A 26,776-nucleotide genomic window follows, 5' to 3' on the forward strand; every position below is an offset into this window, starting at 1 on the left:
CCGCACCGTGATCCGCTCGCCGTGCTGGGTGGCAAGCCCGCTCTGGGCGGCCCAGGCCAGGCCGGCCGCCCAGAGCACGGTGCCCAGCTGGGCCAGTCCCCGCAGCAGGCCCGCCCGCCGCAGCTCGCCGCGGCCGGGCTCGGCCCACGCGTGCAGCCGGGCCGACACGTCATCGCCCTGCCCCCGGTCCCGCTCGCCGAGTTCGGCCAGCAGGGCGGTCGATGTGCTCACGCCGTGACCTGCTCGGAGTCCGGGTCCGCGGGATCGAGGTCGAAGACCCCGTCCCGCTGGTCGCGCCGGTCGCCGACGATCCAGGCGATCAGGGCCGTCCCCGACAGCAGGGCGATCCCCACCGGGTCGATCCAGGTGGCGACGCCCCCGAAGACGTCCTGGGACATCGCCACCAGCCCGACGCCCAGCACGGTGAGCACGGTGCGCCGAACGGCGGTCACGAAGCCGCTCGGCTCGACCCGGGCCTGGCGGGACGGGCGCGTGCGCACCCGGAGCGGGGCGAGCGGCGCCTCGGGCGCCTGCGTGAACTTGCCGCGGAAGGCCCACCACGCGTACCCGTTGTAGGCGAACACCACGGGCATGCACAGTCCCACGCCGACCACCAGGAAGGTCTGCGAGCCGGACGGACTGGAGGCCTGATGGAGCGTCAGGTCCGGCGGCACGATCACTGGGACGGTCGCGATCACCAGTGCCAGCAGCCCGCAGACCTGAGCCGCGACCACCCCCGCGAAGGGCCGCCAGTCCGGCCGCCGCCCGAAGCCGTGCCAGGCAACCGCACCCGCGGCCACCGCACCGGCGACCGCGATCCAGTACAGCGTCGCGCGCACGGGCTCGTCGAACCGGAACCGCTCCGGATCCGCGACCTCCAGGCCGAACCCGAGGATCAGCGCGGCCACCGCCGTACCCGCCAGCAGCGGACGCCCGGCCCGGCCCGCCCGCTCGCGGGCGGCGCCCTCGGTCTTGTCCTGCAGCCAGGCGGCGCCGGCCAGCAGGTAGAGCACCACCAGGCCGAGGGCGCACAGCACGCTGTAGGGGGTGAGCCAGTCGAAGGCACCGCCGCTGAACGAACCGCCGTGCTGCCGCAGGCCGGAGAGCACCCCGCCGAGCACCAGGCCCTGGCAGGCGGTCGCGGCGACCGACGCCGCGCCGAACAGCAGGGCCCAGCCGCGCCGGTAGCCGGTGGCGGCGCTCTGGAACTCCAGCCCCATGCCGCGCAGGATGATCGAGAGCAGCATGCCGGTCAGCGGCAGGTAGACCCCCGGCAGCACGGTCGCGGAGACGCCGGGCAGCCCGGCCCACAGGACGACGCCGGCCAGCACCAGCCAGCTCTCGTTGGCGTCCCAGGCGGTGGCGATCAACTCGCCGTACTCGCGCCGGCGCTCTCCTCTGGCGAACAGGCTGAGCATCCCGACGCCCAGGTCGTAGCCGTCCAGGACGACGTACATGCCGAGCGACAGCAGGAGCAGGGCGTAGGTGGCGTACTCAAGCAACGGGGGCCTCCGTTCCGAGGGTTGACTCTGCCGCGTCCGCGGGCGTCTCGGGGCCGGCCTTGACCGTACGGACGATGTAGCGGATCCAGACGGCCAGCAGGGTCGCGTAGAGGAGCACGAAGGCGGTCAGGGTGGTCGCGGCCTGCGCGGTGGTCAGGTGGGACAGCGCGTCGGAGGTGCGCAGCTTGCCGTACACCACCCAGGGCTGCCGCCCGGTCTCGGCGGTGATCCAGCCGCCGGTGATGGCGATGACGCCGGCCGGTGTCATCCAGACCATCCAGCGCAGGAAGCGGCGGGAGTCGAACAGCCGCCCGCGCAGGCGCAGCACCAGGCCGGCCAGCGCGGTGGCGAACATGGCGAGCGCGGCGAAGTACATGGCGCGGAAGCCGTAGAAGGCGCTCCACATGTTGGGCCGCTGGTCGGGCGGGGTCTGCAGCAGGCCGGGCACGTTCGCCTCGCCGGTGAGGTCGCGGCCGATCACCGCGCCCAGATGGGGCACCGTGATCCGCAGGTCGTTCCGGCCCTGGTCGGTGTCGGGGACGACGACGAGGTTGTACCCGTTGTTGTCGGTGCGCCAGTTCCCCTCGAAGGCCTGCAGCTTCGCGGGCTGGTGCCCGCCCATGAAGATGGCGGTGGCGTCGCCCGCGTACAGCTGGATCGGCATCAGGACGGCGAGCACGCCGAGGGCGATCGACAGGCAGCGGCGGGCGAACGGCAGCGCGGCCCGGCGCCGCTGGACCAGGAACCAGGCGGAGATGCCGCCGACGAACCAGCTCGCGCTGATCAGCACCGCCAGCAGCATGTGCGGGAAGCGGTAGGTGAAGGCCGGGTTGAGCAGGACCTCGGTCCAGTCGCTCACCTGGAACTGACCGGCCGTCTCGGTGTACCCGACCGGGTCCTGCATCCAGCTGTTGGCGGAGAGGATCCAGGTGGTGGACAGCAGGGTGCCGAAGGCCACCATCCAGGAGGCGAAGGCCATGGTGCGCGGGCTGACCCGGCCTTCGCCGTAGAGCATGACGCCGATGAAGCCGGCCTCCAGGAAGAAGGCCGTGATGACCTCCATGCCGATGGTGACGCCGATGACGGGTCCGACCGCGTGGGCGAAGACGCCCCAGTTGAGACCGAACTCGAAGGTCATCACGGTGCCCGCGACGACGCCGAGGCCGAAGCCGACCGCGAAGATCTTCTTCCAGAACCGGAAGATCTGCTGGTAGAGCGGATTGCCCGTGCGCACGTAGACGGTCTGCACGACGGCGAGCAGGACGGAGAGGCCGACCGTGAGGGCCGGGAAGGACATGTGGAAGATCGCCGTGACGGCGAACTGCCACCGGGACAGTTCCAGGGCAGCCGGTGAGGCCATGAGGTCTCCGGGAGGAAGGTGCGCGGGACGGGCGGGTGCGGAGGTCGGAGCGCGGGATGTTCCGCGGATCGACCGCGCGCCAGGTGGGTCATGGAGCCGCCGCCTCCTTGGTGTGGCGGCGCGGCCATGAGTCACCGTCAGGCTAGGTGGCACCAGCCGAGCGGTTTGCCCGTCAGCGCACTGCTTGCTGTCGGACGGCGCACCCGTACCGGCGTGACGGCGGGGCGAGCCCCGGATCGGCTCGGGCCCCCGGACAGATCCCCGTCCAGGGGCCCGAGCCCGTCGACACCCGCGGGAGCGCCGACAGCGAATCGTTCGAGGGCCTCGGAGTTCGAGGGCCTCGGAGTTCGAGGGCCTCGGATTTTCGAGAGCCTCAGAGACCGAACCGCGCGCGGTGGGAGGCCGGAACCAGGTCGGCGTACTCGGGATGCTTGACGATCCAACCGCGGATGAACGGGCAGTAGGGCAGGACGGCGAGCTCCTGCCCGCGCGCCGCGTCCAGCGCGGCGCGCGCCAGCCGACCGCCCAGTCCGCGGCCCTCGAACCGCGGGTCGATCTCGGTGTGGATGAAGGCGATCTCGTCGCCGGAGCGGTGGTACTCGGCGAAGCCGGCGAGCTCTCCGCCGTCGCTGATCTCGAAACGCGACTTCTCGGCGTTGTCGCTGACGAGCTGCTGCTCCATCGTTTCCTCCTGCAGGGCGTGGCTGATGGCCGTAGGGATGCGCGGCACCGTTCCGCGGGTGTCCGAAGCATAGGGACCGCCGACCACGCCGCCGACCCGCGACAACACTCCTGTGCACTCCGAGGACAGCACAGGGCACACACGGGCAGCGCCCGGCTGGCCGGACCGCCTAGCGTCGGCCCCGAGCGGCCCCGTGCGGCCCCGCGCTGCCCGGAACCACCGGCGCGCGTCCGCGCGATGACGAGGAGACGACCGACAGATGAGTGGAACCGACGAGTTCGACGTTGTGGTGCTGGGCGCCGGCCCGACCGGGGAGAACCTCGCCGACCGTGCGAGGGCCGGCGGGCTGAGTGTGGCGATCGTGGAGCGGGAACTCGTCGGTGGCGAGTGCTCGTACTGGGCCTGCATGCCGAGCAAGGCGATGCTCCGGCCGGCGGCCGCGCTGCAGGACGCACGGCGGTTGCCCGGCGCCCGTGCGGCGATCACGGGTGTGCTCGATGCCGAGGCGGTCCTGCGGCGACGCGACGGCTTCGCGTCCCGGTGGCGGGACGACGGTCAGGTGTCCTGGCTGGAATCCGCCGGGATAGCACTGGTCCGCGGGCACGGCCGGCTGGACGGTGAACGGCGCGTGCTGGTCGACGAACCCGACGGCACCCGCCGTGTTCTGACGGCGCGTCATGCAGTGGCGGTCTGCACCGGAACGCGCGCCGCTGTGCCCGACCTGCCGGGGATCGCGCACACGGGCGTGTGGACGAGTCGTGAGGCGACCAGCGCGGAGCAGGTGCCCGCCCGGCTGGCCGTCGTCGGCGGCGGAGCCGTCGCGGTGGAGATGGCCACGGCCTGGCACGCACTGGGCAGCCAGGTGACCCTGCTCGTCCGCGAGTCGGGGCTGCTGTCGCGGATGGAGCCCTTCGTCGGCGGACTGGTCGCCGCCGCTCTTCAGGAGTCCGGTGTCGACGTGCGGTTCGGGGTGTCGGTGAGCGGCCTGGCACGTGACGGCGAGGTGGTCCTGGACCTCGGCGAACGGGGCGAACTGCGGGTGGACGAGGTGCTGTTCGCCACCGGGCGGCGGCCCGCGACCGGCGATCTGGGGCTGGAGACGGTCGGGTTGGCACCCGGCGACTGGATCGAGGTGGACGACACCGGGCGCGCCGTGGGCGTGGCCGGCGGGTGGCTCTACGCCGCCGGCGACGTGAACCACCGCGCACTGCTGACTCACCAAGGCAAGTACCAGGGACGGCTGTTCGGCACCGCGATCGCCGACCGGGCGGCCGGCCGTGAGCTCGACCTCGCTCCGTGGGGGCGCAGTGTCGCCACCGCCGACCGGGCCGGCGCGCCTCAGGTGGTGTTCACGGACCCGGAGGTCGCCTCGGTCGGGCTCACCCTCGCCGAGGCCGAGGCGAGCGGCCGGCGCGTGCGGGCCGTCGACTACCGGCTCGGCGACGTGGCGGGGGCCTCGCTGTACGCCGACGGGTACCGCGGCCAGGCGAGGGCCGTCATCGACCTGGACCGGGAAACCGTGGTGGGGGCGACCTTCGCGGGATCCGGGGTCGCGGAACTGCTTCACTCGGCGACCGTCGCCGTCACCGCGGAGGTACCGCTCCACCGGCTCTGGCATGCGGTGCCCGCCTATCCGACCATCAGCGAGGTGTGGCTGCGCCTGCTGGAGACCTACCGCGGCTGAGACCCGGCCCCGGTGGGCCGGGGAACGCCGGGGCCGGGCCCGTCACGACGACGGGCCCGGCCCCGAGGAGGTCACGCCCCGGTCTGCGGGGTGACGACCAGGTGCTCGGCGAGGAACCAGACCTGGGTCTCGGCTGTACGGATGACCTGGGAGACCAGCAGGTCCTGGGTGCCGTCGTCGCCGAGCTCCGCCGTGCGGGTGGCCGCGTCGCGGGCCTCGGCGAGGATGCTCTCGTGGGCTTCGAGGAGCCGCGAGACCATCGCGTGGACGTCCTCGACACCGTCCGGCGGACGCGGAACGGACGTGAACTCGGCGGCGTGACGGGGGTCGCCCACCGCGACGCCGCCCAGGCTCTGCACCCGCTCGGCGAGCACGTCCACCAGGGCCAACTGCTCCTGCGCGTGCTTGTCGAAGAGCAGGTGCAGCTGGTAGAACGTCGGCCCGCGCATGCCCCAGTGGTGCTTCTTGTACATCGCGTACAGGAACTGGGTGTCGGCGAGGATGCGGTTGAGCCGCTGGCACGAGTACTGCCGGGCGTCGTGGGACAGCGCGATCGGCAGCTGGGTGACGGTGCCGAACTCCTGGATCTCGGGGCTGTGCTGGTGCAGGCGCGGTTGGCTGGTCATGGTGTTCCTCGGGCTCCTTGGAGTCGGGTTGTCAGTGGTTCACGGACCGGACGGCCGGCGACGTACGCGCTCGGACAGGGCGGCGATCAGCCTCGGCGCCGGTGGTCCGGCACCGGTGGTCCGGCACCGCTCATCAGGCTAGGAATGCGCGGGCCTGCCGTCTGTTCCGACAACGCACCGCCCAGAGCCGGTCCGCGCACCCGGTCCGGAATCGACCGCCTGTCACCTGCGCGGCTCCCCGGGTGTGCCCACCCGGGGCACCCTCGGACGACACAGGGTGCCCGAGGTGTTCGGGCTGTCCCGGGCGGCCGCCCGCGCCCTCGGTGACGCCCGTCATGCCGCGATGGCATGTCCGGCCGCGACGGCGTGTCCGGACGTGACGGCGGCCTGCTCGTACCCGTCGCCCGCCGCCCCCGGAGGCACCGCGACGGGGGCGGGGCCCGTCCCCAGTCCCGCCTGCCACTCACGGGGGGAGACCCCGTAGGCCGCCCGGAACGACCGGCTGAAGTGACTGGCGCTCACGAACCCCCAACGGCCCGCGACCGCTGCCACGGTCGACCTGCCCGCCGCCGGGCGGGCCAGGTCCCGCCGGCACATGGCCAGGCGCTGCTGCTGGATCCAGCGCGCCACCGTCACGTCCTCGAACCGGAAGAGCTTGTGCAGGTACCGCACCGACACATGGTGTGCGGCCGCGATCCGCTCCGGCGCGAGACCCGGGTCCCCCAGGTGGCGCAGGATGTAGTCCTTCACCCGGGCCAGGGTGGCGAGGGCCGCCTCGGGCGCGTCGGGGGCGAACCGACCACGGCGCTCATGGGCGAGCACGACGAGCAGGTCCAGGGCCGTCGCGGCGAGCCGGGCGGCCACACCGGGCTCCAGCGAGCCGGCCGACCGGGAGAGGCGTTCCAGGTAGGCGGCCACCAGCGCCGCGGTGCCGTCAGCGGCGTCGAAGACCGTCGCGGTGAGCTCCCGCAGGTCCTCGCCGGACCCGCCCATCGCCGACCGCGGCCAGTGGAAGGCCGTGAACGCGAAGGCCTCGTGCAGTTCCACGGCGAACGGCCGCCCGGCGTCGGAGATGACGAAGGTGCCCGGGCGCAGCAGCACCTGGCGGCCGTCCTGGTCCAGCCGGGCGGTGCCGTGGTGCTGGAGCGCCAGTGTGACGTGGTCCTCCCCGCCGCCGGCGATGAGCCCCCCGCTGCGGACGACCCGCTGCGGGCCGGCCTCCACCAGGGAGACCCGCAGGGCACCCAGGTGGTGGCTGGTGATGGTCGCGGGGGCGGGCGCGGATTCGAGCAGGGACACGTCCAGCGGGATGAAGGTGCGGGAGAGCACCTCGTGCCAGTACTCGGCACGGTCGGCGGACGATACCGCTGCGGTGTCGAGAACGACGGACATCAGCACTCCTGTATAGCTGCCTGGGCGGGCCGGACCGGCCGGTCCGGCGACGCTGGGAATCGGGCGGGCACGGAATCACCGCCGGCTCCGTCACACCGCGAGCCGTCCTGGCGGACCAGGAAGAACGGCAGGAAGAGCCGCGGCGCGGCGGGCGGCGCGGCGGTGCGTCAGTCGGCAGCGGCCCGGAGCACCCGCCACTCGCGCGGCGAAACCCCGTACGCGGCCCGGAAGGCCCGGCTGAAGTGCGCCGGGTTGACGAAGCCCCAGCGCTGGGCGACCGCCGACACCGTCGGCGCGGTACGGCTGCGGCGGCCCAGTTCGCGGGCGCATTCGTCCAGCCGGCGCCGCTGGATGAGTCGGCCCACCGTCACCTCCTCGCCCTCGAACAGCCGGTGCAGGTACCGCACGGAGATGTGGAGGGCCCGCGCGATCGTCTCGGGTGACATCTCCGGATCACCCAGGTGGAGGTCGATGTGCTCCCGCACCCGCCGGACCAGGTGGCCGTTCGGCGTACGGGGCCCTTCGGCGCCGTCGGCCTCCCGGTCGGCGGCCAGCTGGGCGACGAGCGTGCCGACCAGGTCGGCGACGCTGCCGGCCAGTCGGTCGCCGACCGGGGCGGAGTAGGAGTGCGCGGACGCGGCGAGGGTTTCGAGGAAGGGCAGCAGAACGGACCCGCACCCCTCCGCCGGGGTGACGGCCGTCCCCGCCACCTGCCGCAACTCGCGCTCCGGCACGCCCAGCAGCCGGCGCGGCAGGTGGAAGAGATGGGTGCGGAAGCGCTCCGGGAAGTCGACGGAGTACGGCCGCCCGGTGTCGTACAGGACGAGCCCGCCCTCGGCCACCTGCGCCCGGCGCCCGTCCTGCTCCAGCACGGCCCGGCCGGACAGCTGTACCCCGACCCCCACCTGCGGCTCGACCTGCGGGGTGCGGGCGATCAGCCCCGCGGTGCGGGAGACCCGCGCCGCGTCCGCCTCCAGCGTCGAGATCCGCAGGTAGCCGAGCCGGTTCGACACCAGGCGCCCGTCGAACGGCGCACCCGCGAGCGGGACCACCTCCACCGGCACCAGCGTCCGCGACATCGCCCCGCCCCAGTACGACGCCTTCTCGTCGTCCGGGACGGACGCCGTCGTCACCTGCAAAGCCATCTGCCTGCCCTCCGCCGAAGTCCTGCGACGAGCGTGCTGCGCGGACCGGGGGGACGCTTAGGTCATCTGACTGCTCCGGGGCCGTGGTGCGCTGCGAGAACGAAGGCGGTGCACGCTGGGCACACCACCGGGCTCAGCCGTCACCGAGGACGTGGGCGAGCGCGGCCCGCGAGGTGATGCCGAGCTTGGGGAACACCTTGTAGAGGTGGGCCGCGACGGTCCGGGGTGACAGCTGGAGCATGGTGCCGATCTCCTTGTTGCTCAGGCCGGTCGCGGCCAGCCGGGCGATCCGCAGCTCCTGGCCGGTCAATCCGGTCGGCTCCGCGGCCGGGTCGGCCGGTGACGGTGCCACCGGGTCGCCCGCGGCCCGCAGCTCCTCCTCGCACCGCCGCGCCCAGGGATCCGCCCGGAGTCGGCGGAACACGTGGTGCGCCACCCGCAGGACCTGCCGAGCCCCGGGCCGGTGCCGGCGGCGGAGCCAGGAACCGTGGGCGAGCCGCAGCCTGGCGAGGTCGAACACCCATCTCTCGGCCCCGGGCACGGCGTAGGCGGCGCGGTAGGCGGCGTCCGCCTCCTCATCGGGGGCGGCCAGTGCGGCGGCCGCCGCCAGCAGGAAGGCGTGGCGGTCGGAGATCGTCACCGAGTGCAACGCGAGGTGCGCCCGCGCCTCGTCGTCCCGGCCGGTGTGCACGGCGGCCGTCACCAGGTCGAAGACCAGCATGTGAGGCCAGGGCGGGCCGCCGGGCGGCCGGCCGGGCGGAGTGATCTCGCAGAAGTGCGCGTACGCCTCCTCGTAGCGCCCGTGGGCGAGCGCGGCCAGGCCGCGCAGGTGGGTCAGGCGGTCGAGGACGAACCTCATCCGGGCGCGCGTCGCGGTCGGCCCGATGGCCCGTTCGATCTCCCGCAGCCCGCTCTCGTCCCCCCGGCCGGCGAGGAAGTGGGCGTAGTGGTGACGGAACATCAGGGCGTTGCAGTGGTAGCCGAGTTCGTCCGCCTCCTCGGCCTCACGCAGGCAGACGGATGCCTGGTCCCAGCGGCCGAGCAGGAAGTCCTGATGGCACCTGGCCTTCGCCACCGAGCCCTGGCTGGCGTAGCCGTGCAGCCCGGAGAGACGCTGCCACAGGTCGCTCTCGGGGCAGTCGAGGGCGGAGGCGGTCCACAGCAGGAGCCAGGCCGTGCCGGCCTGCTGCTCCTGCGTCAGGCGGTCGGCCAGGGTCCGGAGCGCACCGACCGTGTCCGGGCCCGGGTCGGTCCAGGCCTGCAGGCAGAGCCTCCCCGCCTCCGAGACGTTGTCCCGGTGCCGCTCGAGGGCCCGCCACGCGCAGGGGTCGTCCGTGTAGCTGGCGGCCAGCAACAGCTTGAAGTAGACCTGGTCGACCAGCCCGTCGAAGGTGTCGGCGCCCGGCGCGGTCAGGGCGTCGAGCGCCGCGGGCAGCAGTACGGCGGAGGACGTGAAGTCGACGTGGTGGCTCTGGTCGGCGTACACCGTGGCGTACCCGAACAGCGGGGCCACGTCATCGGGGACCGGCCCGCTCCTCAACTCCTCGACCAGGGCCGCGGTGTGGCGCAGCTGCCCGCCTCGGGCCGCCATCACCGCGGCCCAGGTGAGCCGGCGGGCGCGCTGGGCCGGATCGGCGCTGAGCACGGCGGCCCGTTCGAGCAGCAGGGCCCCCTCGGCGTCGCCGCCACGGCAGGCGAGTTCGGTGCCGACGTCCTGCAGGCGGTGCGCGAGGTCCTCGTCCGGCAGCAGCGCGGCGGACGCCTCGTGGGCCAACCGTCGGGGATCGTCCGGCGCGAAGGCGGCGGCGAGGGCGCGGTGGGCCTCGCCGCGTGCGCAGTCCGAGGCTGCCGAGATCACGGCGGTGCGGACCAGGGGGTGACGGAACACCAGCCGGCCGGCGGCATCGAGCCTGGCGAGACCGCCGGCCTCGATCCGCTCCAGGTGCCCGCGCACGTCACCGCCGGCGACCCTCAGCCACGCCCCACCGCTGAAACCGTCGCCGGTCGACAGCGCGCCCAGCAGGAGGAGGCGCCCCGCCTCCGGGGTCAGTGCCTCGAGCCGCTCGGCGAACATCCGCTCCAGGTTCCGCCCCAGCGGCAGCCGGTCCGGCAACGGGGCGGCCCCGCGTCGCTGGGCATCCGCCAGTTGCCGGGGCAGCTCCACCAGGGCCAGCGGGTTGCCGGCCGCCTCCGTCAGGATCCGCTCCGCGGTGCTCGCCGCCAGCTCCGGGTAGCGGGTGCCCAGCAGCAGGGCCGCATCGGCCCGGGAGAGCGCCCGTACCTCGACGGGTTCGACCGGCCAGGTCCGCACGGCCGTGCCCTCGGGGCGGCCGGCACCGACGATCACCAGCGGCAGCTCCGCACCGCGCCGGCGCAGGAAGGCGAAGACGGTCGCGCTCGACGAGTCGATCCACTGCAGGTCGTCCAGGATCAGCGCGACCGGGGCTCGCCGCGCCGCCTCGGCCACCAAGGCCAGGGTGGCGGCGCCGACGGCGAACCCGCTCGGCAGGCCGGCCCGGACGCCGAACGCACTGTCCAGGGACTCCCGCTGATGCGCGGACAGGGCACTGGAGCGCTGGAGCAGCGACCAGACGGCCTGGTGCAGGGCCCCGAACGCGAAGTCGGCCTCCCCCTCGGCGCCCACGGCCCGCAGCACGGTGAACCCCCGCTCGCGCGCCTCGCGCTCCGCCCAGGCCAGCAGTGTGCTCTTGCCGACACCGGCCTCACCCCGCAGCAACACCGCGGAGCCACCCGCGCCGCCCGCGGCCCGCACCAGGGCCGCGGTCAGCAACTCCGTCTCCCGCCGCCGACCGGTCGGGGTCGGGGCCGGGGCTTCGTCCACCATTCTTGTTCCTCCGGGTCGACCGGTCCGCTCGCTGTCCCGGACACCCAGGGCCACGCCCGGCAGAGCGTACCCCGGATGCGTCGGGTCGGGCCGCTGACCTGGAACGTCGCCCGCACCGGCGCCGCCTGCGGACCGTCTCGGCCCGTCCGCGGAACCGCGCTGAGCGGCGCCCGCCCGACCGGGCGGGCGCCGCTCTCGCGTTCTACACCTGCACCAGTGCCCTGACCTGGACTGACGTAGGCTGTGTGCACGCAGAGAACAGTCACGGTGCGCCGAGAGTCATGTGCCCGGCAGCGCGTCGGCCGGTCCCGGCACACGACCGGCGGGAGGGCGTCCATGACATCGGTGATCGACACGGCCGGCTTCCCGGACGGCGGGAGCCCGGTTCGCCGCCGGAGCCGAGCCGTCTCCACGGCCACCGTGCCGGGGCCGGTCGCTTCGTCCGGGCAGACGGCAGGGTCGGGCGGTCCGCTGTCCCGTAGCGGCCTGCGCGGCCGAGAGGCCGAGCTCGAGGAACTGCAGGCGCTGATCTCCTCGGTGGCCCGCACCGGAAGCGGCAGGTTGGCCCTGATCCGGGGGGAGCCGGGTATCGGCAAGACCTCACTGCTCGCCGAGGCCGTCTCCAGGGCCACCGCGGCGGGATTCTCGGTCAGCCTCGGCAAAGCCGACGAGCTGCACCACCTTGTGCCGCTCTCGTCGTTGGCGGCCTGCCTCCTGCACGGCGATCAGCCGCTGTTGTCCGGCGATGCCCTCGCCGGTGTCGCCGGCAGTCACGATCGGCGGATCTGGCTGGTGGAGCGCCTGGCGGAGGCGATCGAGGCCAGGGCCGGCAGCGTGCCGGTGCTGATCGGTCTGGATGACGTGCAGTGGGCTGATCAGCTGAGCCGCTTCGCCCTGCAGCACCTCCCGAGCCGCCTGCGGACCTCGCCGGTCCTGTGGATACTGACCGGGCGACGGGAGCCCGCGGGCCCGGCGGAGGAGGTCGTCGCAGCCGCGACCGGCAACCTTCCGACGGCCACCGTGTCCTTGGGGCCCCTGTCCGGCGCGGCCATCGGTCAACTGGCCGGCGACACCCTCGGAGCAGCGGTTGACCAGCGGGTACGGGGCTTGCTCGACGGGGCCGGCGGGAACCCGTTCCTGGCGGTCGAGATGCTGGCCGGGCTGCGGACCGCCGACGCCTCGCAGGAGGTCGTGCCCTCCGGACTCGTGGTGGGTGTGCGCGGCAGGCTCAGGTCCCTGCAGCCCGGCACGCTGCGCTTCCTGCGGATGGGAGCGGTACTCGGCGGCAGGTTCGACTTCCACGACGCCGCCGCGCTCTGCGGCCGGCCGACGGCCGCACTGATCCCGGCGCTCGAGGAAGCGGTGCGCGCCGGACTCCTGGACGACGACGGCGACCACCTGGTCTTCCGGCACGATCTGCTGCGCCAGGCGGTCTACGCCGACATCCCGCCGTCGGCCCGCAAGGCGCTGCACCGCGAGGCCGCTCACCGCCTCGTCGCCGCGGGCCGGCAGCCGATCGACGCGGTGCCGCACATCCTCAGGGGGGCGCTGCCCGGGGACGAGGAAGCCGTGGCGCTGCTGCGGCGTGCGGTCGACGACGTGCTGACGGTCACACCGGGCCTGGCGGCCGACCTGATGACGCGCGCGCTCGAACTGGCGCCATCGGCAGGGCCGTTGAAGTTCGCGGTGGGCGAGCAGACGATCCTCTGTCTGACCCGGGCCGGCCGGACCCGCGAGGCGCTGGCGACGGGCGACCGGCTGTTGGCGGACCGGCCTTCGCTGGAGACGTTCGGTCGGCTGCAGGCCGCCCTCGGCGGGACGCTGTGGACCATGGATCTCGCCGGCGAACTGCGCCGCCGGGCCGAAACCGCTCTCGCCACCGGGGGCGCCGCCCCGGAGATCCGTGCACGGCTGGCGGCCCTGCGCGCACTGGCCCTGTCCCGAGGCTGTGATCTGATCGCGGCGCGGGAGGCCGGCGAGAGCGCGCTGGATGCCGCTACCGCGATCGGTGACCGGGAGGCCCATGTCCTGGCCCTGTCCGGGCTCGGCGAGATCGCGCTGAACGCGGGTGAGAGCGCGGTCGCGCTGGGGCGCTTCGCCGCGCTGAGCGCCATCGATCCCGCTTTTCTTCCCGAGGAGATCGTCGCGCACCTGCACGTGGACGACTTCGAGTCCAGCGGACGACTGCTCCTGCGGGCGGCGGACAAGGCCGGGGCGGTGCGTCAGGCCATGCTGATGTGGGCCCAGGGCCAACACGATCTGGGGCTCGGCCGGCTCGACGACGCCGACGCCGACTTCGTGACCATGGAGCGCCTGGAGGACGAGGTACAGGTGCCCGTCCAGCAGGTGAACGGTCGTGTGATCCGCTCCCGGATCGCCCTGCTGCGCGGCGACCGGGAGGCGGCGCGGGAGCACCTGCTCGCCGCCCGGGAAGGACTGGCGGTCAAACCGAACCCGGGCAACACGGCCGCGGTGCGCTTCCTGGAGGCGGTCCATGCCGAGGCCGACGGGGACGTCGGGCTCGCCGTCGACAGGATCCGCCACGTGCAGCAGGCAGGACCCTTCATGCGGTGGCGGCTCCTGCGCGACTGGGTCGACTCCGCGATCCGCGTGTCCCTCAGCGGCGGGGAGCGCGAGCTCGCCGAGGACCTGGCCGCGCAGGCCGAGGCCCATGCCGAACGCAACCCGTCCGTACCGACCGCCGCGGGCATCGCGGCGCAGGCCCGCGGACTCGTGCGGAACGATCCGGCCGTCCTCGAACACTCCGTGGAACTGCTCAGGTCGAGCCCCCGCCCACTGGCCCGGGCCGCCGCCTGCGCCGACCTCGGACAGGCACTCCTCTCGGCAGGGCGACGGAGTGAGGCGGTGACCGCGCTGACCCACGCGCGTGGCACGTTCGCCGAGTCGGGCGCCCACGCCGCGGCGGCACTCGTCCAACGTGCTCTGGAGGGTGCCGGGGCCGGCAGCCGCAGGGCGGCGACCACCCAGCGCCCCGTCCAGGGCTGGGGCGCCCTCACGCCCTCGGAGAAGAAGGTCGCGCGCCTCATCGCCCAGGGCCGGACCAACCGGTCGGCGGCCGACGTGCTCGTCGTGTCCCCGCACACCGTCAACACCCACCTGGCGTCCGTCTTCCGCAAGTTGTCGATCGGCTCCCGGGTCCAGCTCGCCAACCTGGTCGCATCCTTGCCCGACGACTGAGCGGGGCCCGGCCACCGGGCACGCCGTAAGCACTCCCGGGGGTGTTTAATGTGCGTTCGAACGGGAAAGCCCGGTCGGTCCGATGAACGGCACCACCGGAGTCCACGCCGTCACGCGACCGTTCCCGAGCACCCCAGCACCCAGTCACCCAGTCACCCGGCAAAGGCAGCAGCATGACCTCACCGGCCAGATCGTCGGCACGGCGGATCGCCGCCCTCCTGACCGGGATCCTCGTCCTGGCGCCGGTCGTCACCGGGTGCGGTGGCGGGCCGACCGGGGGCGAGGTCACCTCCATCACCGCGCTCGACTACTACACCGACGGAACCGAACACACCCAGTGGGGCGACATGCTCACCGACTGCGGCAGGACGGTCGGGGTGCGGGTCGAGCAGACGAGCGTCCCGGGGGCCTCGCTCATCCCCAAGGTCCTGCAACAGGCGTCGTCGCGGACCCTCCCCGACCTGCTGATGCTCGACAACCCCGATCTGCAGCAGATCGCCCGGACCGGCGCGCTGACCCCGCTGGACGGCTACGGCATCGACTCCAGCGGCTTCGCCCGGGGAATCCTGTCGGCGGGCACCTACCAGGGACGGGTGTACGGGCTGGCCCCCAACGTCAGCACCGTCGCCCTCATCTACAACAAGGACATGCTCACCGAGGCCGGTGTCGCCGTCCCGAGGACCTGGGACGAACTGAAGGCGGCCGCCGCCGCGCTGACCCGCCCCGGGCGCTACGGAATGGCCGTCGACGCGAACGCGACATTCGAGGGCACCTGGCAGTTCCTGCCCTTCCTGTGGTCCAACGGCGGTGACGAGCGGCACCTGGACACCCCGCAGGCCGCACAGGCACTCCAGCTCTGGGTCGACCTGGTGCAGAGCGGATCCATGTCGAAGTCGGTGCTGAACTGGACGCAGGCCGATGTCCACGATCAGTTCGTCGCCGGAAGGACAGCCATGATGATCAACGGCCCGTGGCGGATCCCGGCCCTGAACCAGGACGAGAACCTGCACTGGGGAGTGGCCCCCGTACCCGTCCCCCAGTCGGGACGGACCCCGGTCACACCGCTCGGCGGCGAGGTGTGGACGGTCCCGCAGAATCCGTCCAGGACCCGGCAGGAGAAGGCCGCCCGGGTTCTCGCCTGTCTGAACTCCCCCTCGAACATGCTCACCCTGGCCCAGGAGCACTTCACCGTGCCCTCCCGCACCGCGGTGGCCGCGCAGCACGCCGAGGCGATCCCGTCGATGTCCGCCTTCACGGACAGCGTGGCGGCGGCGCGCGCCCGCACCGACGAGCTCGGCGTCGAGTGGCCCAGGGCGGCGACGGGAATCTACACCGCGGTCCAGTCCGCGCTGACGGGTGAGCAGACACCGGAGGTAGCCCTCAGCCATGCGCAGCAGACCGCGACCGGCCGCTGACCCGTCCCCGGTTCGGCGCGGGGAGCGATGGGCCCGGTGGATGTTCATCGCGCCCGCCGCCACGTACCTGCTGCTGTTCTTCGGCTACCCGATCGTCGAGAACGTCGTGATGAGCTTCCAGCAGTACACCGTCACGACGTTCTACACCGGTGACGCACCGTTCGTGGGACTGCGGAACTACGAGACGATCCTCTCGTCGAGCCGCTTCCCCCACACCCTGCTGACCACAGTCTTGTTCACGGCCGGCTCGGTCCTGGGGCAGTTCGCCGTCGGCCTGGCCCTCGCCCTGTTCTTCCAGCGCCGCTTCCCGCTCGGCGGCGTGCTGCGATCGCTCCTGCTGCTGCCGTGGCTGCTGCCGCTGGTGGCCTCCGGAACCACGTGGAAGTGGATGCTCGACCCCGACACCGGAGTCGTCAACGCGGTGCTGCGCGGCCTCCACCTCTCGTCGTCCGGTGTCCCCTGGCTCACCGGCACCTCCCAGGCGCTGATGTCGGTGGTCCTCGTCAACATCTGGGTCGGAGTCCCCTTCAACACCGCGATCCTGTACGGCGGTCTGCGGGACATCCCCCCGCACCTGTACGAGGCGGCGAAGCTGGACGGCGCCGGCCCGCTGGCCTCGTTCCGCCACATCACCTGGCCACTGCTGCGGCCCGTGGTGAGCGTCGTGCTGGTGCTGGGCGTGGTCTACACGGTCAAAGTGCTGGACATCATCCTGGTGGTGACGGGCGGAGGGCCGGCGAACGCCACGGAGACCATCGCCACCCGGTCCTACGAACTCTCCTTCCGGCAGTACGACTTCGGGCGCGGTGCCGCGATGAGCAACCTCCTCGTCCTCCTCTCCCTGGTGTTCGCCCTCCGCTACCTGCGCGCCGGGCGACGCGCCCGGGCCGTCTGGGAGGCCGTCCCATGAAGCGCCCACCCGGCCGCGGCGGCCCGCTGTCCACCCTCGTCGGGACAGCCCTGCTCGCGCTGATGCTGTTCCCCGTCTACTGGATGGTGAACGCCTCCCTCCAGCCGGCCGGCAACACCCTGCGGGGAGGGTGGCTCCCCCTCCATCCGGACCTCAGCGGATACGCCACCGCGTTGCGCGACCAGGGGCGCAACCTCGTCACCAGCCTCGTCGTGGCCCTCGGCAGCGTGGTACTCAGCCTCGCACTCGCCGCACCGGCGGCACACGCCCTGGCCCGGTTCCGCCTGCGCGGCACCAACCTCGTACTCCTCGGCGTCCTGACCGCCCAGACGGTGCCGAGCATCGTCGTGGCCGACGCGCTCTACGGCGCCTACAACGACCTGGGGCTGCTGAACTCCTACCTCGGGCTGATCCTCGCCGACTCCACCACCGGAGTCCCCTTCGCGATCGTCATCCTGCACGCGTTCATGCGGAGCATCCCCGAGGAGATCATCGAGGCCGCGCACGTGGACGGCGCCGGCCGGCTGCGCGTCTTCCGCTCCGTGGTCCTCCCGATGAGCCGCAACGCGTTGATCACGGCCGCCGTCTTCACCTTCCTCTTCGCCTGGAGCGACTTCCTCTTCGCCCTCACGCTGACCACCACGGAGACCGTCCGCCCGATCACCCTGGGCGTCTACCAGTACCTCGGCGCCCACACGAACCAGTGGAACGCCGTCATGGCCACCAGCGTCCTGGCGTCCGTTCCCGCCGCCGTCCTGCTCGTCGTCGCCCAGCGCCACGTCACCAGCGCCGTCAGCGGCGCGGCCCCGAAGTGAGGACCACCCCCGATCTAGTAGGTTCACGCGATGTCCCGCCGCGGGCCCGCTGGCAGGGTGTTCGGGAAGGCCCCCCGGTGGACGGGGATACCGATGGCCGATCGACCCGAGAGGAACCCGGTGCCCGCAACTCTTCTCTCCACTGCGCGACTGTCCGCCGCCGACCGGGCCGAGAGCTGGCACGAGACGGTGTCCCGTGCCTTCGTGCCGTTGGCGGTGGACCTCCTGGAGGAGGTGCCGTCACCCGGGACGATCGTCAGCCATCAGCTCGGATCGGTGCGGATAACGAGGGTCCAGGCGGGGCCACAGGTGGTGACGCGCAGCAGGCGCATGATCGCCGCGGGGGGCGCGCCGTCGATCGTCCTCAGCCTGCAGCAGCGTGGTACCGCGATCAAGGAGCAGGACGGCAGGGAGTCCGTCATCCGGCCGGGTGAGTTCTCCATCACCGATACGACCCGGGTCTACCGGAAGAGGATCGAGGAGGGGTTCGTCTTCACGTCCTTCCAGTTCCCCCGCGCGGAGTTGGACGTGTCGGAGCGGGACGTACGGGCACTGACCGCGACGTCGTTCAGCGGGACGGAGGGCAGCGCCGCGCTGGTGACGACCTACCTCGCGCGGATGGCGCGCGAGGCGGAGAGCCTGGACGAGGCCGTCGGCCGCCGGGCCGCGGCCACGGCGCTCGACCTGCTGGCGCTGCTCGTCGACGACCGGTCCGGGCGCTCCCAGCCGCAGGCTTCGCGGACGGCGGGCTCGCTGGAACGGGTCAAGGAGCACATCCTGCGCAACCTCCGCGATCCGGACCTGTCGCCGTCCACGATCGCCGAGGCGAACCTCATGTCGGTCCGCTTCCTCCACAAGCTCTTCCACCTCGAAGGCACCACGGTCGGCGGGTGGATCCGAAAGCAGCGACTGGAGCGTTGCAGCCGGGACCTCCTGCGCCCGGTGTCCGCAGAACTCGGCGTGGCGGGGATCGCCCGGCGCTGGGGCTTCGCCAACTCCAGTCACTTCAGCCGCGCCTTCCGCGCGGCCTACGGCATGACGCCGAGTGACTGGCAGGCCGGCGGCAAGCCGACGGGATGACCCGCCACCGACCCTTGTTTCCGAGCCGAGGAAGCCGGTCCGCACGGTGACGGGGACGCGGGTGTGCGCGACTTCTTCGTTCGTCGAGGTCGTCCTCATTCGGTGGGGCGGGGGCCTGGGGCGGGGCTGCCTCGGCGCGCTGCGGAGTCAGCCGACGAAGCGGATCAAGCCCGAGATGGAAATCATTGCCAAAACTTGGGAACCGCATGGCCGCGACCGCGGTGCCGGGGTTGGTGATCGCTCGTAGCGGAACCCCGGCCGACGCCCGGCCGGGGTTCCTCGATGCGGTGGGTACCGGTCAGCGCTGGAGGGTGAGGAGGCCCGGCCGCCACGGCAGTTGGTCGTAGGGACGGGTCGCGCTGGAGGACGTGCCCTGGCAGCGGAGCTGGACGTGGCAGGGGTCGGCGGTCATGGTCTGGTCCGGGCTGCTGCGGACCAGGTCGCCGTGGTCACTCGCGGTAGAGCAGGGCAGTGGCACCCGCCAGGACGGCGCTGGCGACCAGGGCCCAGGCGATCTGCCCGTGCAGGACCAGGACCGCCCCCGGCGCGGCACCGGCGAGCATGGTGGCGACGGAGAGGACCTTCCGGCGCTGGCGGGGGGCGGTGCCGCCGGCGAGGCGGGAGTCGGCGGCCAGGCCGGTGAGGGTGAGGGTGAGCACCGTGGTGGTGAGGTCCGGTATGCCCAGGCTCCGCACGGTGGCGTTGCGGATGCCCATCGCCAGGGCGAGCAGGGCGATCACCGGGTACTGCACCGCCCCCTCGGGGCTCCGGACGAAGAGGACGACGGCGGCCGCGGCGTGCAGCACCGCTTCCAGGAGGAAGGCCGCCCGCAGGCGCGCCGGGCTCCGGACCGCGGTCTGTCGGGTCGCGAGCCGGCCGGCCAGTCCCGCGCCGAGGAGGAACGCGGCGAGGGAGGTGAGCGAGCCGACGACGGAGAAGCCGGGTGCTCCGGCGAGGGCGAAGGCGATGACGACGACGTTGCCGGTCATGTTCGCGGTGAAGACGTGACCGAGGCCGAGGTAGCTGACGGCGTCGATCAGGCCGCTGACCAGGGTGAGGCCGAAGAGGGCCAGGGCCAGCGGATGGCGGTCGCGGATCTGCGGTCCGGACGACTGCGGCGGCGGGGATGTGGTCACGACGGCTCCTCGTGCGGATAGGGGGATACGGGGCGGGTGGGCACCGCCGAAGCTCGGGGGTGCCCACCCGCCGATGAGGTGGCTGAGCGTCAGAGGAAGCAGGGGTCCATCGGCACCTGGGGCTGCCCGGGGAGGCCGAGGCCGCGGGCCGTACGCCAGGCGTGCTGCTCGCCGGAGGCGGCCACGGCCTCCAGGACTCCCTCGGCCTGGTGGACGCCGGCCAGGCTGGGGGCGGGCGTCGCGTGGTAGCCGCCGAAGCGGGTGACCGGGCTCCAGGAGGGCGTCACCTCGGACAGTTCGGGGGCCAGCCCCTGGTGCTCCGCGGTGGCGTGGACGATGCGTCCGCCGACGACGGTGAGGACGGACTCGATGTGCGGGATGTCGGCCTCGGGCACGCTGAAGTAGTCGGCGCTGAGCAGCGCGAGGTCCGCGTAACTTCCCACTGCCAGGCGGCCCTTGACGTCCTCCTCGCCGGTGAGGCGGGCGCCGCCGAGGGTGTAGAGCTCCAGGGCCTGTTCGCGGCCGAGCCGGTTGTGCTCGGCGGCCAGGCGCCGCCCGCTGACGGCCCGGCCGGAGACCAGCCAGTGCAGGGCGACCCAGGGGTTGTAGGAGGAGACCCGGGTGGCGTCGGTGCCACCGGCGACGGTGAGGCCGCGGTCCAGCATGGCGCGCAGCGGCGGTGCCTCGGCGGCGGCCGGGGCGCCGTAGCGGGAGACGAAGGCCTCGCCCTGGAAGGACAGGCGGTTCTGGACGGAGACGGCGCCGCCGAGGGCCGCGATCCGGTCGAGGCTGTCGGGGCTGACGGTCTCGGCGTGGTCGAAGAGCCAGCGGTTGCCCTGGGGGAAGAGGCCTTCGGCGGCGAGCTTCTCGAAGACGGCGAGGTCGCGGCGGATGGTCTCGTCGTAGGTGGCGTGCAGCCTGAATCCCCAGCCGTGCTCCGTCAGCAGCCGGACGGCCTTCTCGAACTCGCTCTCGTAGGAGCCCAGTTGGGGCCGGGGCTCGGCGAAGTTCTCGAAGTCGGCGGCAGCCCAGGTGAGGTTCTCCCCCGCGCCGTTGAGGCGCAGCCACGCGTCGCCCTCGCCGGGGCGCACGGTGTTGACCCAGCGGGTGAGGTCGTCCAGTTCCTGCCCGGCGGTCTGCGGGAAGAGGTGGTAGGCGATGCGCAGGGTCAGCTCGCCGCGACGGGCGAGTTCCAGGACGGTGCCGTAGTTCTCGGGGAAGCTCTGGAAGCCGCCGGCGGCGTCGATGGCGGAGGTGAGGCCGAAGCGGTTGAGCTCGCGCAGGAAGTGCCGGGTGGAGCCGATGCGGTCGGCCTCGTCCAGGGTCGGCGCCTTGGCGAGGGTGGAGTAGAGCAGCAGGGCGCCCGGGGCGGCGATCAGCAGGCCGGTGGGTTCGCCGTCGTGGCCGCGCACGATCTGGCCGCCGGCCGGGTCGGGGGTGTCCCGGGTGAAGCCGGCGGCCCGCAGTGCGGCCTGGTTGAGCAGGGCCGACTGGTAGAGGTGCAGCACGAAGACGGGGGTGTCGGGGGCCGCCGCGTTGAGCTCGGCCAGGGTGGGCAGGCGCCGCTCGGCGAACTGGTCGGCGGACCAGCCGCCGACGACCCGCACCCACTGGCCGGGCGGAGTGCGCTCGGCCTGGAGCTTGAGCATGGTCAGGGCCTCACGCAGCGTCGGGACGCCGTCCCAGCGCAGCTCCATCACGTAGTTGAGGCCGCCGCGGATGACGTGCAGGTGCGCGTCGTTGAGCCCGGGCACGGCCCGGCGGCCGAGCGCGTCGACCACCCGGGTGTCGGGGCCGACCAGCGGGACGACGTCGGCGTCGCCCCCGACCGCCTGGATCCGACCGTCCCGCACGGCCACCGCCGTGGCCTGGGGGCGGCGCGGGTCGTTGGTGTACACCTTGGCGTTGCGCACCACGAGGTCGGCGGGCAGGGCGGGGGCGCCGGGACGGATCCCGGCGACGGGCATGGTGGACAACGAGGGGTCCCTTCGTACGGTGGTCTCGGCCCGACAGGGCCACCCGGCGAAACCTAGGCAACCGGTCCACCTCCGATGCACCCCGCCGCGCATCGCCGGTTGCCTTGCAGTGCACGGTGATCGGCGCTGCTCCGACGCGCCGGACGACTGTGCGTTGTCAGAACAGCCCAGGGCACAGAACGATCAGAACCCCGGGCCGGCCGCCCGCTAACGTCGTCGGTGTGCCGCCCCGGCCGGTCCCCGGGGACAGCGACTGACGCCGTGTCACTCACTCGTCCTCCCGGACGGATTCCCCCGCAGGCCTTCCCCCGTTCGGCTGTCGATCCGCCGAAGGGGCCCTGCACCCCTCAGAAACGAGAAGAACCATGTTCGACATCACCAAGGTCCACGCCGCCCCGAGCCCCGACCTGCTCACCCCGGACAACGCGATGATGCTGTTCGTCGATCACCAGCCGCAGATGTTCTTCGGCACCGGCAGCGGTGACCGCACCTCCATCATCAACTCCACCGTCGGCCTGGCGAAGGCCGCGAAGATCTTCGACGTGCCGGTGGTGCTCTCGACCGTCGCCGCCGAGTCCTTCTCCGGACCGATCCTCCCCCAGTTGCGGGCCGTCTTCCCCGACCACGAGGTCATCGACCGGACCAGCATGAACGCCTGGGAGGACGAGGCCCTGGTCGCGGCGGTCAAGGCCACCGGCCGCAAGAAGATCATCCTGTCCGGCCTGTGGACCGAGGTCTGCCTGGTCCTGCCGGCGCTCTCGGCGCTGGGCCAGGGCTACGAGGTGTACGTCGTCTCCGACGCCTCGGGCGGCGTCAGCCCGCGGGCTCACGAGCACGCCCTGCAGCGGATGACCGCGGCCGGCGCCGTGCCCGTCACCTGGGTGCAGGTGCTGCTGGAGCTCCAGCGCGACTGGGCCCGCACCGAGACCTACGTCGCCGTGACGGACCTGGTCAAGGAGCACGCCGGCGCCTACGGCCTGGGCATCGTCTACGCCCAGTCCATGATCAACCCGCACGCCGCCGGCTGACGGACCGCACCGAACCGACGGAGTCAGACATGAACACGGGCCTTCTCCTGCTACGCCTGGTCGCCGGTCTGCTGATCGCCGGCCACGGCGTCCAGAAGGTCAGCTTCCACCTCGGTGGCGGCGGACTGGACGGCGGCACCGCCGAGTTCCGGGGCGACGGCTTCCGCGGCGGGAAGCTCACCGCCCTCGCCGCCGGCGGCACCCAGATCGGCGCCGGGCTGATGCTGGCCGCCGGACTGCTCACTCCGCTGGCCGGCGCGGGTGTCATGGGGGTGATGACCGTCGCCCTCACGGTCAAGTGGCCGCACGGGCTGTGGGTGCAGCACGACGGGTACGAGTTCCCGTTCGTCCTGATCGTCATCGGCGCGGCACTGACCGCCACCGGCCCCGGCCAGTGGTCGGTCGACGGCGCCCTCGGCCTGGCGCACTGGCCGCTGTGGTGGCTGCCCGCGGCCGTCCTCGCCGGCGTGGGCGGCGGTCTGGCCACCCGGCTCGCCCTGCACCGGACCTGACGGCGACGGCGAAGCCCCCGATCGGCTCGGGCCCCTGGACACCCCCCGTGTCCAGGGGCCCGAGCCTTTCGTGCGCGGGGCCCGGTGGCCGACCGCCCGCCGGCTCCGGCGACGGCCTCACGCGGAGGAACCCGGCTGTGTGCGCACCCCGTCCCGGGGTAGGCACACAGCCGGGTTCCGGTATGCGCGACGCAAGGGTCCGTGCGCCTCAGCGTGACCGGCCAGGCGGCCCGGCGCGCGGCTTCGACAGCCCACGGCACTCCCGGGCGACGCGATGTGCGCTCAGAGGCAAGCAGCCGCGGATGGCCGCCCTAGCGTGGGACGCGTCAACAGCACACCCGCTGCCCGAGAGGAACAAGTCCCATGCCGTTCATCACCGTTGGCCAGGAGAACTCCACCGCCATCGACCTCTACTACGAGGACCACGGCACCGGTCAGCCGGTCGTCCTGATCCACGGCTTCCCGCTGGACGGGCGCTCCTGGGAGCGGCAGAGCGCCGCCCTGCTCGACGCCGGCTACCGGGTCATCACCTACGACCGCCGCGGCTTCGGCCAGTCCTCGCAGCCCACCACCGGCTACGACTACGACACCTTCGCCGCCGACCTGAACACCGTGCTGGAGACCCTGGACCTGCGGGACGCCGTCCTGGTCGGCTTCTCCATGGGCACCGGCGAGGTCGCCCGCTACGTGTCCACCTACGGCTCGGCCCGCGTCGCCAAGGTCGCCTTCCTGGCCTCCCTGGAGCCGTTCCTGCTCAAGACCGACGACAACCCCGACGGCGCCGCCCCGAAGGAGTTCTTCGACGGCATCGTCGCCGCCGTGAAGGCCGACCGCTACGCCTTCTACACCGGCTTCTTCAACGACTTCTACAACCTGGACGAGAACCTCGGCACCCGGATCAGCGAGGAGGCCGTCCGCAACAGCTGGAACACCGCGGCCTCCGGCGGCTCCTACGCCGCCTCGGCCGCCCCGACCACCTGGTACACGGACTTCCGCGCCGACATCCCGCGCATCGACGTTCCCGCCCTGATCCTGCACGGCACCGGCGACCGCACCCTGCCGGTCGACAACACCGGCCGCGTCTTCCACCGGGCCCTGCCCTCCGCCGAGTACGTGGAGATCGAGGGCGCGCCGCACGGCCTGCTGTGGACCCACGCCGAGGAGGTGAACACCGCGCTGCTGGCCTTCCTCGCCAAGTGACCCGGTCGGCCGCGCGCCCTCGTCCGCGGCCGCCCGTCCCCCGTCGGTGCCCGGCGCCCGCTCACCCGGGTGGTGGGCACCGACCCACGACCAGGAGGTCATCCGTGAAGCTTCGACTCACCCGGCTCGTCGTCCCGTTGGTGGCGGCGGCCGCCGCGCTGACGGCCGTCCCCGCCGCCTCGGCGGCCCCGAGCGCCCCGGCGAAGCGGCCGGGCTCGCACCAGCAGTTCGCCGTCGGCCCGCAGTACGACACCACCCACGTGTACGTGTCGCCGGGCAGCGAGCAGGCCTTCGTGGCCAGTTGGACGTCCACCTTCGGCGGCAGCACGCTCGGGCCGGTCTCCACCCAGGTGACCCCGACGCCCAGCCGGACGCTGTCCGAGCTGATCGTGTCGCCGGTCGGCACGCTGTCGGTGTTCGACTACACCACGCCCGTCCCGTACCCGTTCGGCACCGAGCGCACCGGCTGGCTGGTGACCGACCTCGACCAGGCCGTCCGGGCCGCCCGCGCCGACGGCGCGGCCGTGACCGTGGCGCCCTTCGCCGACCCGATCGGCCGGGACGCCGTCGTCCAGTTCCCCGGCGGGATCAACGCCCAGCTCTACGTGCACACCACCGCGCCGTCCTACCCGGCCCCGGCGAGCGTGCCGGAGAACCGGCTCTACCTGTCACCGGACTCGGTCGGCGCTTTCCTCGACAGCTACCTCGCCTTCACACGGGGCCGCGTCGTCTCCGACGACCGGCGGGCCGACGGCGCCGCCATCGGCCTGCCCGGGACGACGTACCGGCTCATCCGCCTCACCTCCGGTTTCGGCGCCACCACGGTCACGGTGACGGACGGCCACCTGCCGAGCCCCTTCGGCCGGGAGCTCACCGGCTACGGCGTGCCCGACCTCGGCGCCACCCTGGAGCGGGCCAAGGCCGCCGGCGCCTCGGTGCTGTGGGGACCGGTCCGCGCGGGCGGCCGGGACAGCGCGATGGTGCAGTTCCCGGGCGGCTACATCGCGGAGCTCCACACCGACCGGTGACCGCGCCCCGGTGGCCGGGCCCCGGTGGCCGGGCTCCGGTGGCCGGGCTCCGGTGCCCTGCGACCGGGCGGGACCGCCCGGCGCCACGGGTCCCTGCCGGCTGCCACCTCGGCGGCGGGGACCGGTGGCGCGGGACCGCCCCGGGAGGACTCATGAGCCGGTCGTCGCGCCACGGCACATGGCCCCACCCCTCCGGCCCCACCCCTCCGGCCCCGCGTCGCCCGGCCGTTCAGCAGGACCGGCGGTGCAGGGCCATGTGCACGGTGTCGACGATCTGGATCAGCGCGGCCCGAGCGGTGCCGGTGGGGCAGTGCCCGGCGAGCAGCAGGAAGCCGTGCACCGTGCCCTGGTAGCGCGTTGCCACGACCGGCACGCCCGCGGCGCGGAGCCTGGCGGCGTAGGCCTCGCCCTCGTCCCGCAGCACGTCGGCCTCGGCGGTGACCACCAGCGCCGGAGGGAGCCCGACGAGTTCGTCCAGCGTGGCCCGCAGGGGGGCGGCGGTGGCCTCCCTCCGCAGGTGCGCCCCGGGCAGGTACGCGTCCCAGAAGCCGCGCATGTGGTCACGGTGCAGGAAGTAGCCCGTCGCGAACCGGCGGTAGGACGCGGTGTCGAAGTCCGCGTCGGTCACCGGGCACAGCAGCACCTGGTGCGCGAATCGCACGTCCCCGCGCTGCTGCGCGAGCAGCGTCAGCGCCGCCACCACATTGGCCCCGGCGGAGTCGCCGACGGCGGCGATCCGGTCCCCTTCCAGGCCGATCTCGTGGCCGTGCGCGTGGATCCAACGGGCCACGGCGTAGCACTGTTCGAGGGCCACCGGGTAACGCGCCTCGGGCGCCGGGGAGTAGTCCACGTACACCACGGCGGCGTCCGTTCCCAGCGCGATGTCCTGGATCAGCCGGCCGTAGGAGGCGGCGTCGCCGAGCACCCAGCCGAGTCCGCCGAGGAACAGCACCACGGGGATCGGGTCCGCGGCGCCGGCGGGCCTGGTCACCTGCACGTGCACCCGCCCGGCCGGTCCGCAGGGCAGGGCGAGCCACTCCGTCGTGGTGCCGTACGGATCGTCCGGTGCCGCCGGGCCGGGCGCATCGGCGTTTCGGGTGGCGTCCGGGGTGGTGAGGAAGGCGAGGTCCGGCGGTTCCGTCGCAGACCGGCCCGCCCGGGCGTCCAGGAAGTCCTGGAGTTCCCGGTCGAGCACCGGTCGTCGGACGTGCGAGGGGGTGGGGTCGGACAACTCTTCGCTCC

20 protein-coding genes and 1 pseudogene are annotated in these 26,776 nt (G+C 73.2%); 10 read left to right on the forward strand and 11 right to left on the reverse strand.

What is annotated here, in order from left to right; all coding sequences use genetic code 11:
* From BG452_RS00005 to BG452_RS00020, 4 genes and pseudogenes are all read right to left on the reverse strand, one after another.
* Window positions 1–231: pseudogene (locus tag BG452_RS00005) on the reverse strand (ABC transporter ATP-binding protein); the annotation flags it as partial.
* Complete coding sequence (locus BG452_RS00010) at window positions 228–1,502, reverse strand: cytochrome d ubiquinol oxidase subunit II (RefSeq protein ID WP_188301992.1); 1,275 nt, start codon at window positions 1,500–1,502, stop codon at window positions 228–230. The gene BG452_RS00010 and the pseudogene BG452_RS00005, both read right to left, overlap by 4 nt.
* Window positions 1,495–2,862 carry a cytochrome ubiquinol oxidase subunit I gene (locus BG452_RS00015; protein ID WP_188301993.1) on the reverse strand — a complete coding sequence of 456 codons (1,368 nt, stop codon included), beginning with the start codon at window positions 2,860–2,862 and terminating at the stop codon, window positions 1,495–1,497. The genes BG452_RS00010 and BG452_RS00015 overlap by 8 nt, the downstream gene beginning before the upstream one ends.
* A gap of 373 nt (window positions 2,863–3,235) precedes the next feature.
* Window positions 3,236–3,544: a GNAT family N-acetyltransferase gene (locus BG452_RS00020; protein WP_188301994.1), complete on the reverse strand. Its 309-nt coding sequence runs from the start codon at window positions 3,542–3,544 to the stop codon at window positions 3,236–3,238.
* Window positions 3,545–3,803: 259 nt separating this feature from the next.
* Here BG452_RS00020 and BG452_RS00025 point away from each other — a divergent pair, with 259 nt between their 5' ends.
* Window positions 3,804–5,228 (forward strand): dihydrolipoyl dehydrogenase family protein, encoded by a 1,425-nt coding sequence (locus tag BG452_RS00025; RefSeq protein ID WP_188301995.1) that lies wholly within the window; start codon window positions 3,804–3,806, stop codon window positions 5,226–5,228.
* A 71-nt stretch (window positions 5,229–5,299) separates the two neighbouring features.
* On the opposite strand, the gene BG452_RS00030 is transcribed toward BG452_RS00025, so the two are convergent.
* The 4 genes from BG452_RS00030 to BG452_RS00045 all read right to left on the reverse strand — a co-directional run bounded on the left by BG452_RS00030 (window position 5,300) and on the right by BG452_RS00045 (window position 11,236).
* Complete coding sequence (locus BG452_RS00030) at window positions 5,300–5,854, reverse strand: Dps family protein (RefSeq protein ID WP_188301996.1); 555 nt, start codon at window positions 5,852–5,854, stop codon at window positions 5,300–5,302.
* 333 nt (window positions 5,855–6,187) lie between these two features.
* On the reverse strand, window positions 6,188–7,246 hold the full coding sequence (locus BG452_RS00035) for a helix-turn-helix domain-containing protein (protein WP_188301997.1): 1,059 nt from the start codon (window positions 7,244–7,246) through the stop codon (window positions 6,188–6,190).
* A 167-nt stretch (window positions 7,247–7,413) separates the two neighbouring features.
* A complete protein-coding gene (locus BG452_RS00040; RefSeq protein ID WP_188301998.1) occupies window positions 7,414–8,391 on the reverse strand; it encodes a helix-turn-helix domain-containing protein in 978 nt (325 codons plus the stop codon).
* A gap of 133 nt (window positions 8,392–8,524) precedes the next feature.
* Window positions 8,525–11,236: an AAA family ATPase gene (locus BG452_RS00045; protein WP_188301999.1), complete on the reverse strand. Its 2,712-nt coding sequence runs from the start codon at window positions 11,234–11,236 to the stop codon at window positions 8,525–8,527.
* 336 nt (window positions 11,237–11,572) lie between these two features.
* Between BG452_RS00045 and BG452_RS00050 the strand changes: the two genes are divergently transcribed.
* The 5 genes from BG452_RS00050 (at window position 11,573) to BG452_RS00070 (ending at window position 18,654) form a co-directional block, all read left to right on the forward strand.
* Window positions 11,573–14,434 (forward strand): ATP-binding protein, encoded by a 2,862-nt coding sequence (locus BG452_RS00050; protein ID WP_188302000.1) that lies wholly within the window; start codon window positions 11,573–11,575, stop codon window positions 14,432–14,434.
* A gap of 173 nt (window positions 14,435–14,607) precedes the next feature.
* On the forward strand, window positions 14,608–15,849 hold the full coding sequence (locus tag BG452_RS00055) for an ABC transporter substrate-binding protein (protein WP_188302001.1): 1,242 nt from the start codon (window positions 14,608–14,610) through the stop codon (window positions 15,847–15,849).
* The gene (locus BG452_RS00060; protein ID WP_188302002.1) at window positions 15,821–16,759 is read left to right on the forward strand and encodes a carbohydrate ABC transporter permease; all 939 of its coding nucleotides are present in this window, start codon (window positions 15,821–15,823) and stop codon (window positions 16,757–16,759) included. The genes BG452_RS00055 and BG452_RS00060 overlap by 29 nt, the downstream gene beginning before the upstream one ends.
* Window positions 16,756–17,574, forward strand: a complete 819-nt coding sequence (locus BG452_RS00065) for a carbohydrate ABC transporter permease (RefSeq protein ID WP_188302003.1) — start codon at window positions 16,756–16,758, stop codon at window positions 17,572–17,574. Before BG452_RS00060 ends, BG452_RS00065 begins: the two co-directional genes overlap by 4 nt.
* Before the next feature lie 120 nt (window positions 17,575–17,694).
* Complete coding sequence (locus BG452_RS00070; protein WP_317620833.1) at window positions 17,695–18,654, forward strand: helix-turn-helix domain-containing protein; 960 nt, start codon at window positions 17,695–17,697, stop codon at window positions 18,652–18,654.
* Window positions 18,655–19,103: 449 nt separating this feature from the next.
* Here the strand turns inward: BG452_RS00070 and BG452_RS00080 are convergent, their stop codons facing one another.
* Together BG452_RS00080 and BG452_RS00085 are read right to left on the reverse strand one after the other, a co-directional pair.
* Window positions 19,104–19,790, reverse strand: coding sequence for a YoaK family protein (locus BG452_RS00080; RefSeq protein ID WP_188302005.1), 687 nt, complete (start codon window positions 19,788–19,790; stop codon window positions 19,104–19,106).
* Between the two features lie 89 nt (window positions 19,791–19,879).
* On the reverse strand, window positions 19,880–21,757 hold the full coding sequence (locus BG452_RS00085) for an amidohydrolase (RefSeq protein WP_188302237.1): 1,878 nt from the start codon (window positions 21,755–21,757) through the stop codon (window positions 19,880–19,882).
* A 374-nt stretch (window positions 21,758–22,131) separates the two neighbouring features.
* Between BG452_RS00085 and BG452_RS00090 the strand changes: the two genes are divergently transcribed.
* The 4 genes from BG452_RS00090 (at window position 22,132) to BG452_RS00105 (ending at window position 25,534) form a co-directional block, all read left to right on the forward strand.
* Window positions 22,132–22,794 (forward strand): hydrolase, encoded by a 663-nt coding sequence (locus BG452_RS00090; protein WP_188302006.1) that lies wholly within the window; start codon window positions 22,132–22,134, stop codon window positions 22,792–22,794.
* Window positions 22,795–22,823: 29 nt separating this feature from the next.
* Complete coding sequence (locus BG452_RS00095; protein WP_188302007.1) at window positions 22,824–23,306, forward strand: DoxX family protein; 483 nt, start codon at window positions 22,824–22,826, stop codon at window positions 23,304–23,306.
* 363 nt (window positions 23,307–23,669) lie between these two features.
* On the forward strand, window positions 23,670–24,506 hold the full coding sequence (locus tag BG452_RS00100; protein ID WP_188302008.1) for an alpha/beta fold hydrolase: 837 nt from the start codon (window positions 23,670–23,672) through the stop codon (window positions 24,504–24,506).
* Window positions 24,507–24,610: 104 nt separating this feature from the next.
* Window positions 24,611–25,534, forward strand: coding sequence for a VOC family protein (locus BG452_RS00105; RefSeq protein WP_188302009.1), 924 nt, complete (start codon window positions 24,611–24,613; stop codon window positions 25,532–25,534).
* A gap of 229 nt (window positions 25,535–25,763) precedes the next feature.
* Here the strand turns inward: BG452_RS00105 and BG452_RS45115 are convergent, their stop codons facing one another.
* Window positions 25,764–26,765, reverse strand: coding sequence for an alpha/beta hydrolase (locus BG452_RS45115; RefSeq protein ID WP_223241543.1), 1,002 nt, complete (start codon window positions 26,763–26,765; stop codon window positions 25,764–25,766).
* Between the last annotated feature and the right edge of the window lie 11 nt (window positions 26,766–26,776).

This window comes from Streptomyces sp. CBMA123 (assembly GCF_014596465.1).
In the GTDB taxonomy this organism is placed as follows: domain Bacteria; phylum Actinomycetota; class Actinomycetes; order Streptomycetales; family Streptomycetaceae; genus Kitasatospora.

What these genes read in the sequence shown, in the direction of transcription:
- BG452_RS00015 (WP_188301993.1), bottom strand. Translation starts at nt 2,862, where the DNA reads ATGGCCTCACCGGCTGCCCTGGAACTGTCCCGGTGGCAGTTCGCCGTC.
- BG452_RS00100 (WP_188302008.1), top strand. Translation starts at nt 23,670, where the DNA reads ATGCCGTTCATCACCGTTGGCCAGGAGAACTCCACCGCCATCGACCTC.
- BG452_RS00020 (WP_188301994.1), bottom strand. Translation starts at nt 3,544, where the DNA reads ATGGAGCAGCAGCTCGTCAGCGACAACGCCGAGAAGTCGCGTTTCGAG.
- BG452_RS00045 (WP_188301999.1), bottom strand. Translation starts at nt 11,236, where the DNA reads ATGGTGGACGAAGCCCCGGCCCCGACCCCGACCGGTCGGCGGCGGGAG.
- BG452_RS00030 (WP_188301996.1), bottom strand. Translation starts at nt 5,854, where the DNA reads ATGACCAGCCAACCGCGCCTGCACCAGCACAGCCCCGAGATCCAGGAG.
- BG452_RS00095 (WP_188302007.1), top strand. Translation starts at nt 22,824, where the DNA reads ATGAACACGGGCCTTCTCCTGCTACGCCTGGTCGCCGGTCTGCTGATC.
- BG452_RS00040 (WP_188301998.1), bottom strand. Translation starts at nt 8,391, where the DNA reads ATGGCTTTGCAGGTGACGACGGCGTCCGTCCCGGACGACGAGAAGGCG.
- BG452_RS00065 (WP_188302003.1), top strand. Translation starts at nt 16,756, where the DNA reads ATGAAGCGCCCACCCGGCCGCGGCGGCCCGCTGTCCACCCTCGTCGGG.
- BG452_RS00055 (WP_188302001.1), top strand. Translation starts at nt 14,608, where the DNA reads ATGACCTCACCGGCCAGATCGTCGGCACGGCGGATCGCCGCCCTCCTG.
- BG452_RS00085 (WP_188302237.1), bottom strand. Translation starts at nt 21,757, where the DNA reads ATGCCCGTCGCCGGGATCCGTCCCGGCGCCCCCGCCCTGCCCGCCGAC.
- BG452_RS00035 (WP_188301997.1), bottom strand. Translation starts at nt 7,246, where the DNA reads ATGTCCGTCGTTCTCGACACCGCAGCGGTATCGTCCGCCGACCGTGCC.
- BG452_RS00025 (WP_188301995.1), top strand. Translation starts at nt 3,804, where the DNA reads ATGAGTGGAACCGACGAGTTCGACGTTGTGGTGCTGGGCGCCGGCCCG.
- BG452_RS00060 (WP_188302002.1), top strand. Translation starts at nt 15,821, where the DNA reads ATGCGCAGCAGACCGCGACCGGCCGCTGACCCGTCCCCGGTTCGGCGC.
- BG452_RS00090 (WP_188302006.1), top strand. Translation starts at nt 22,132, where the DNA reads ATGTTCGACATCACCAAGGTCCACGCCGCCCCGAGCCCCGACCTGCTC.
- BG452_RS00050 (WP_188302000.1), top strand. Translation starts at nt 11,573, where the DNA reads ATGACATCGGTGATCGACACGGCCGGCTTCCCGGACGGCGGGAGCCCG.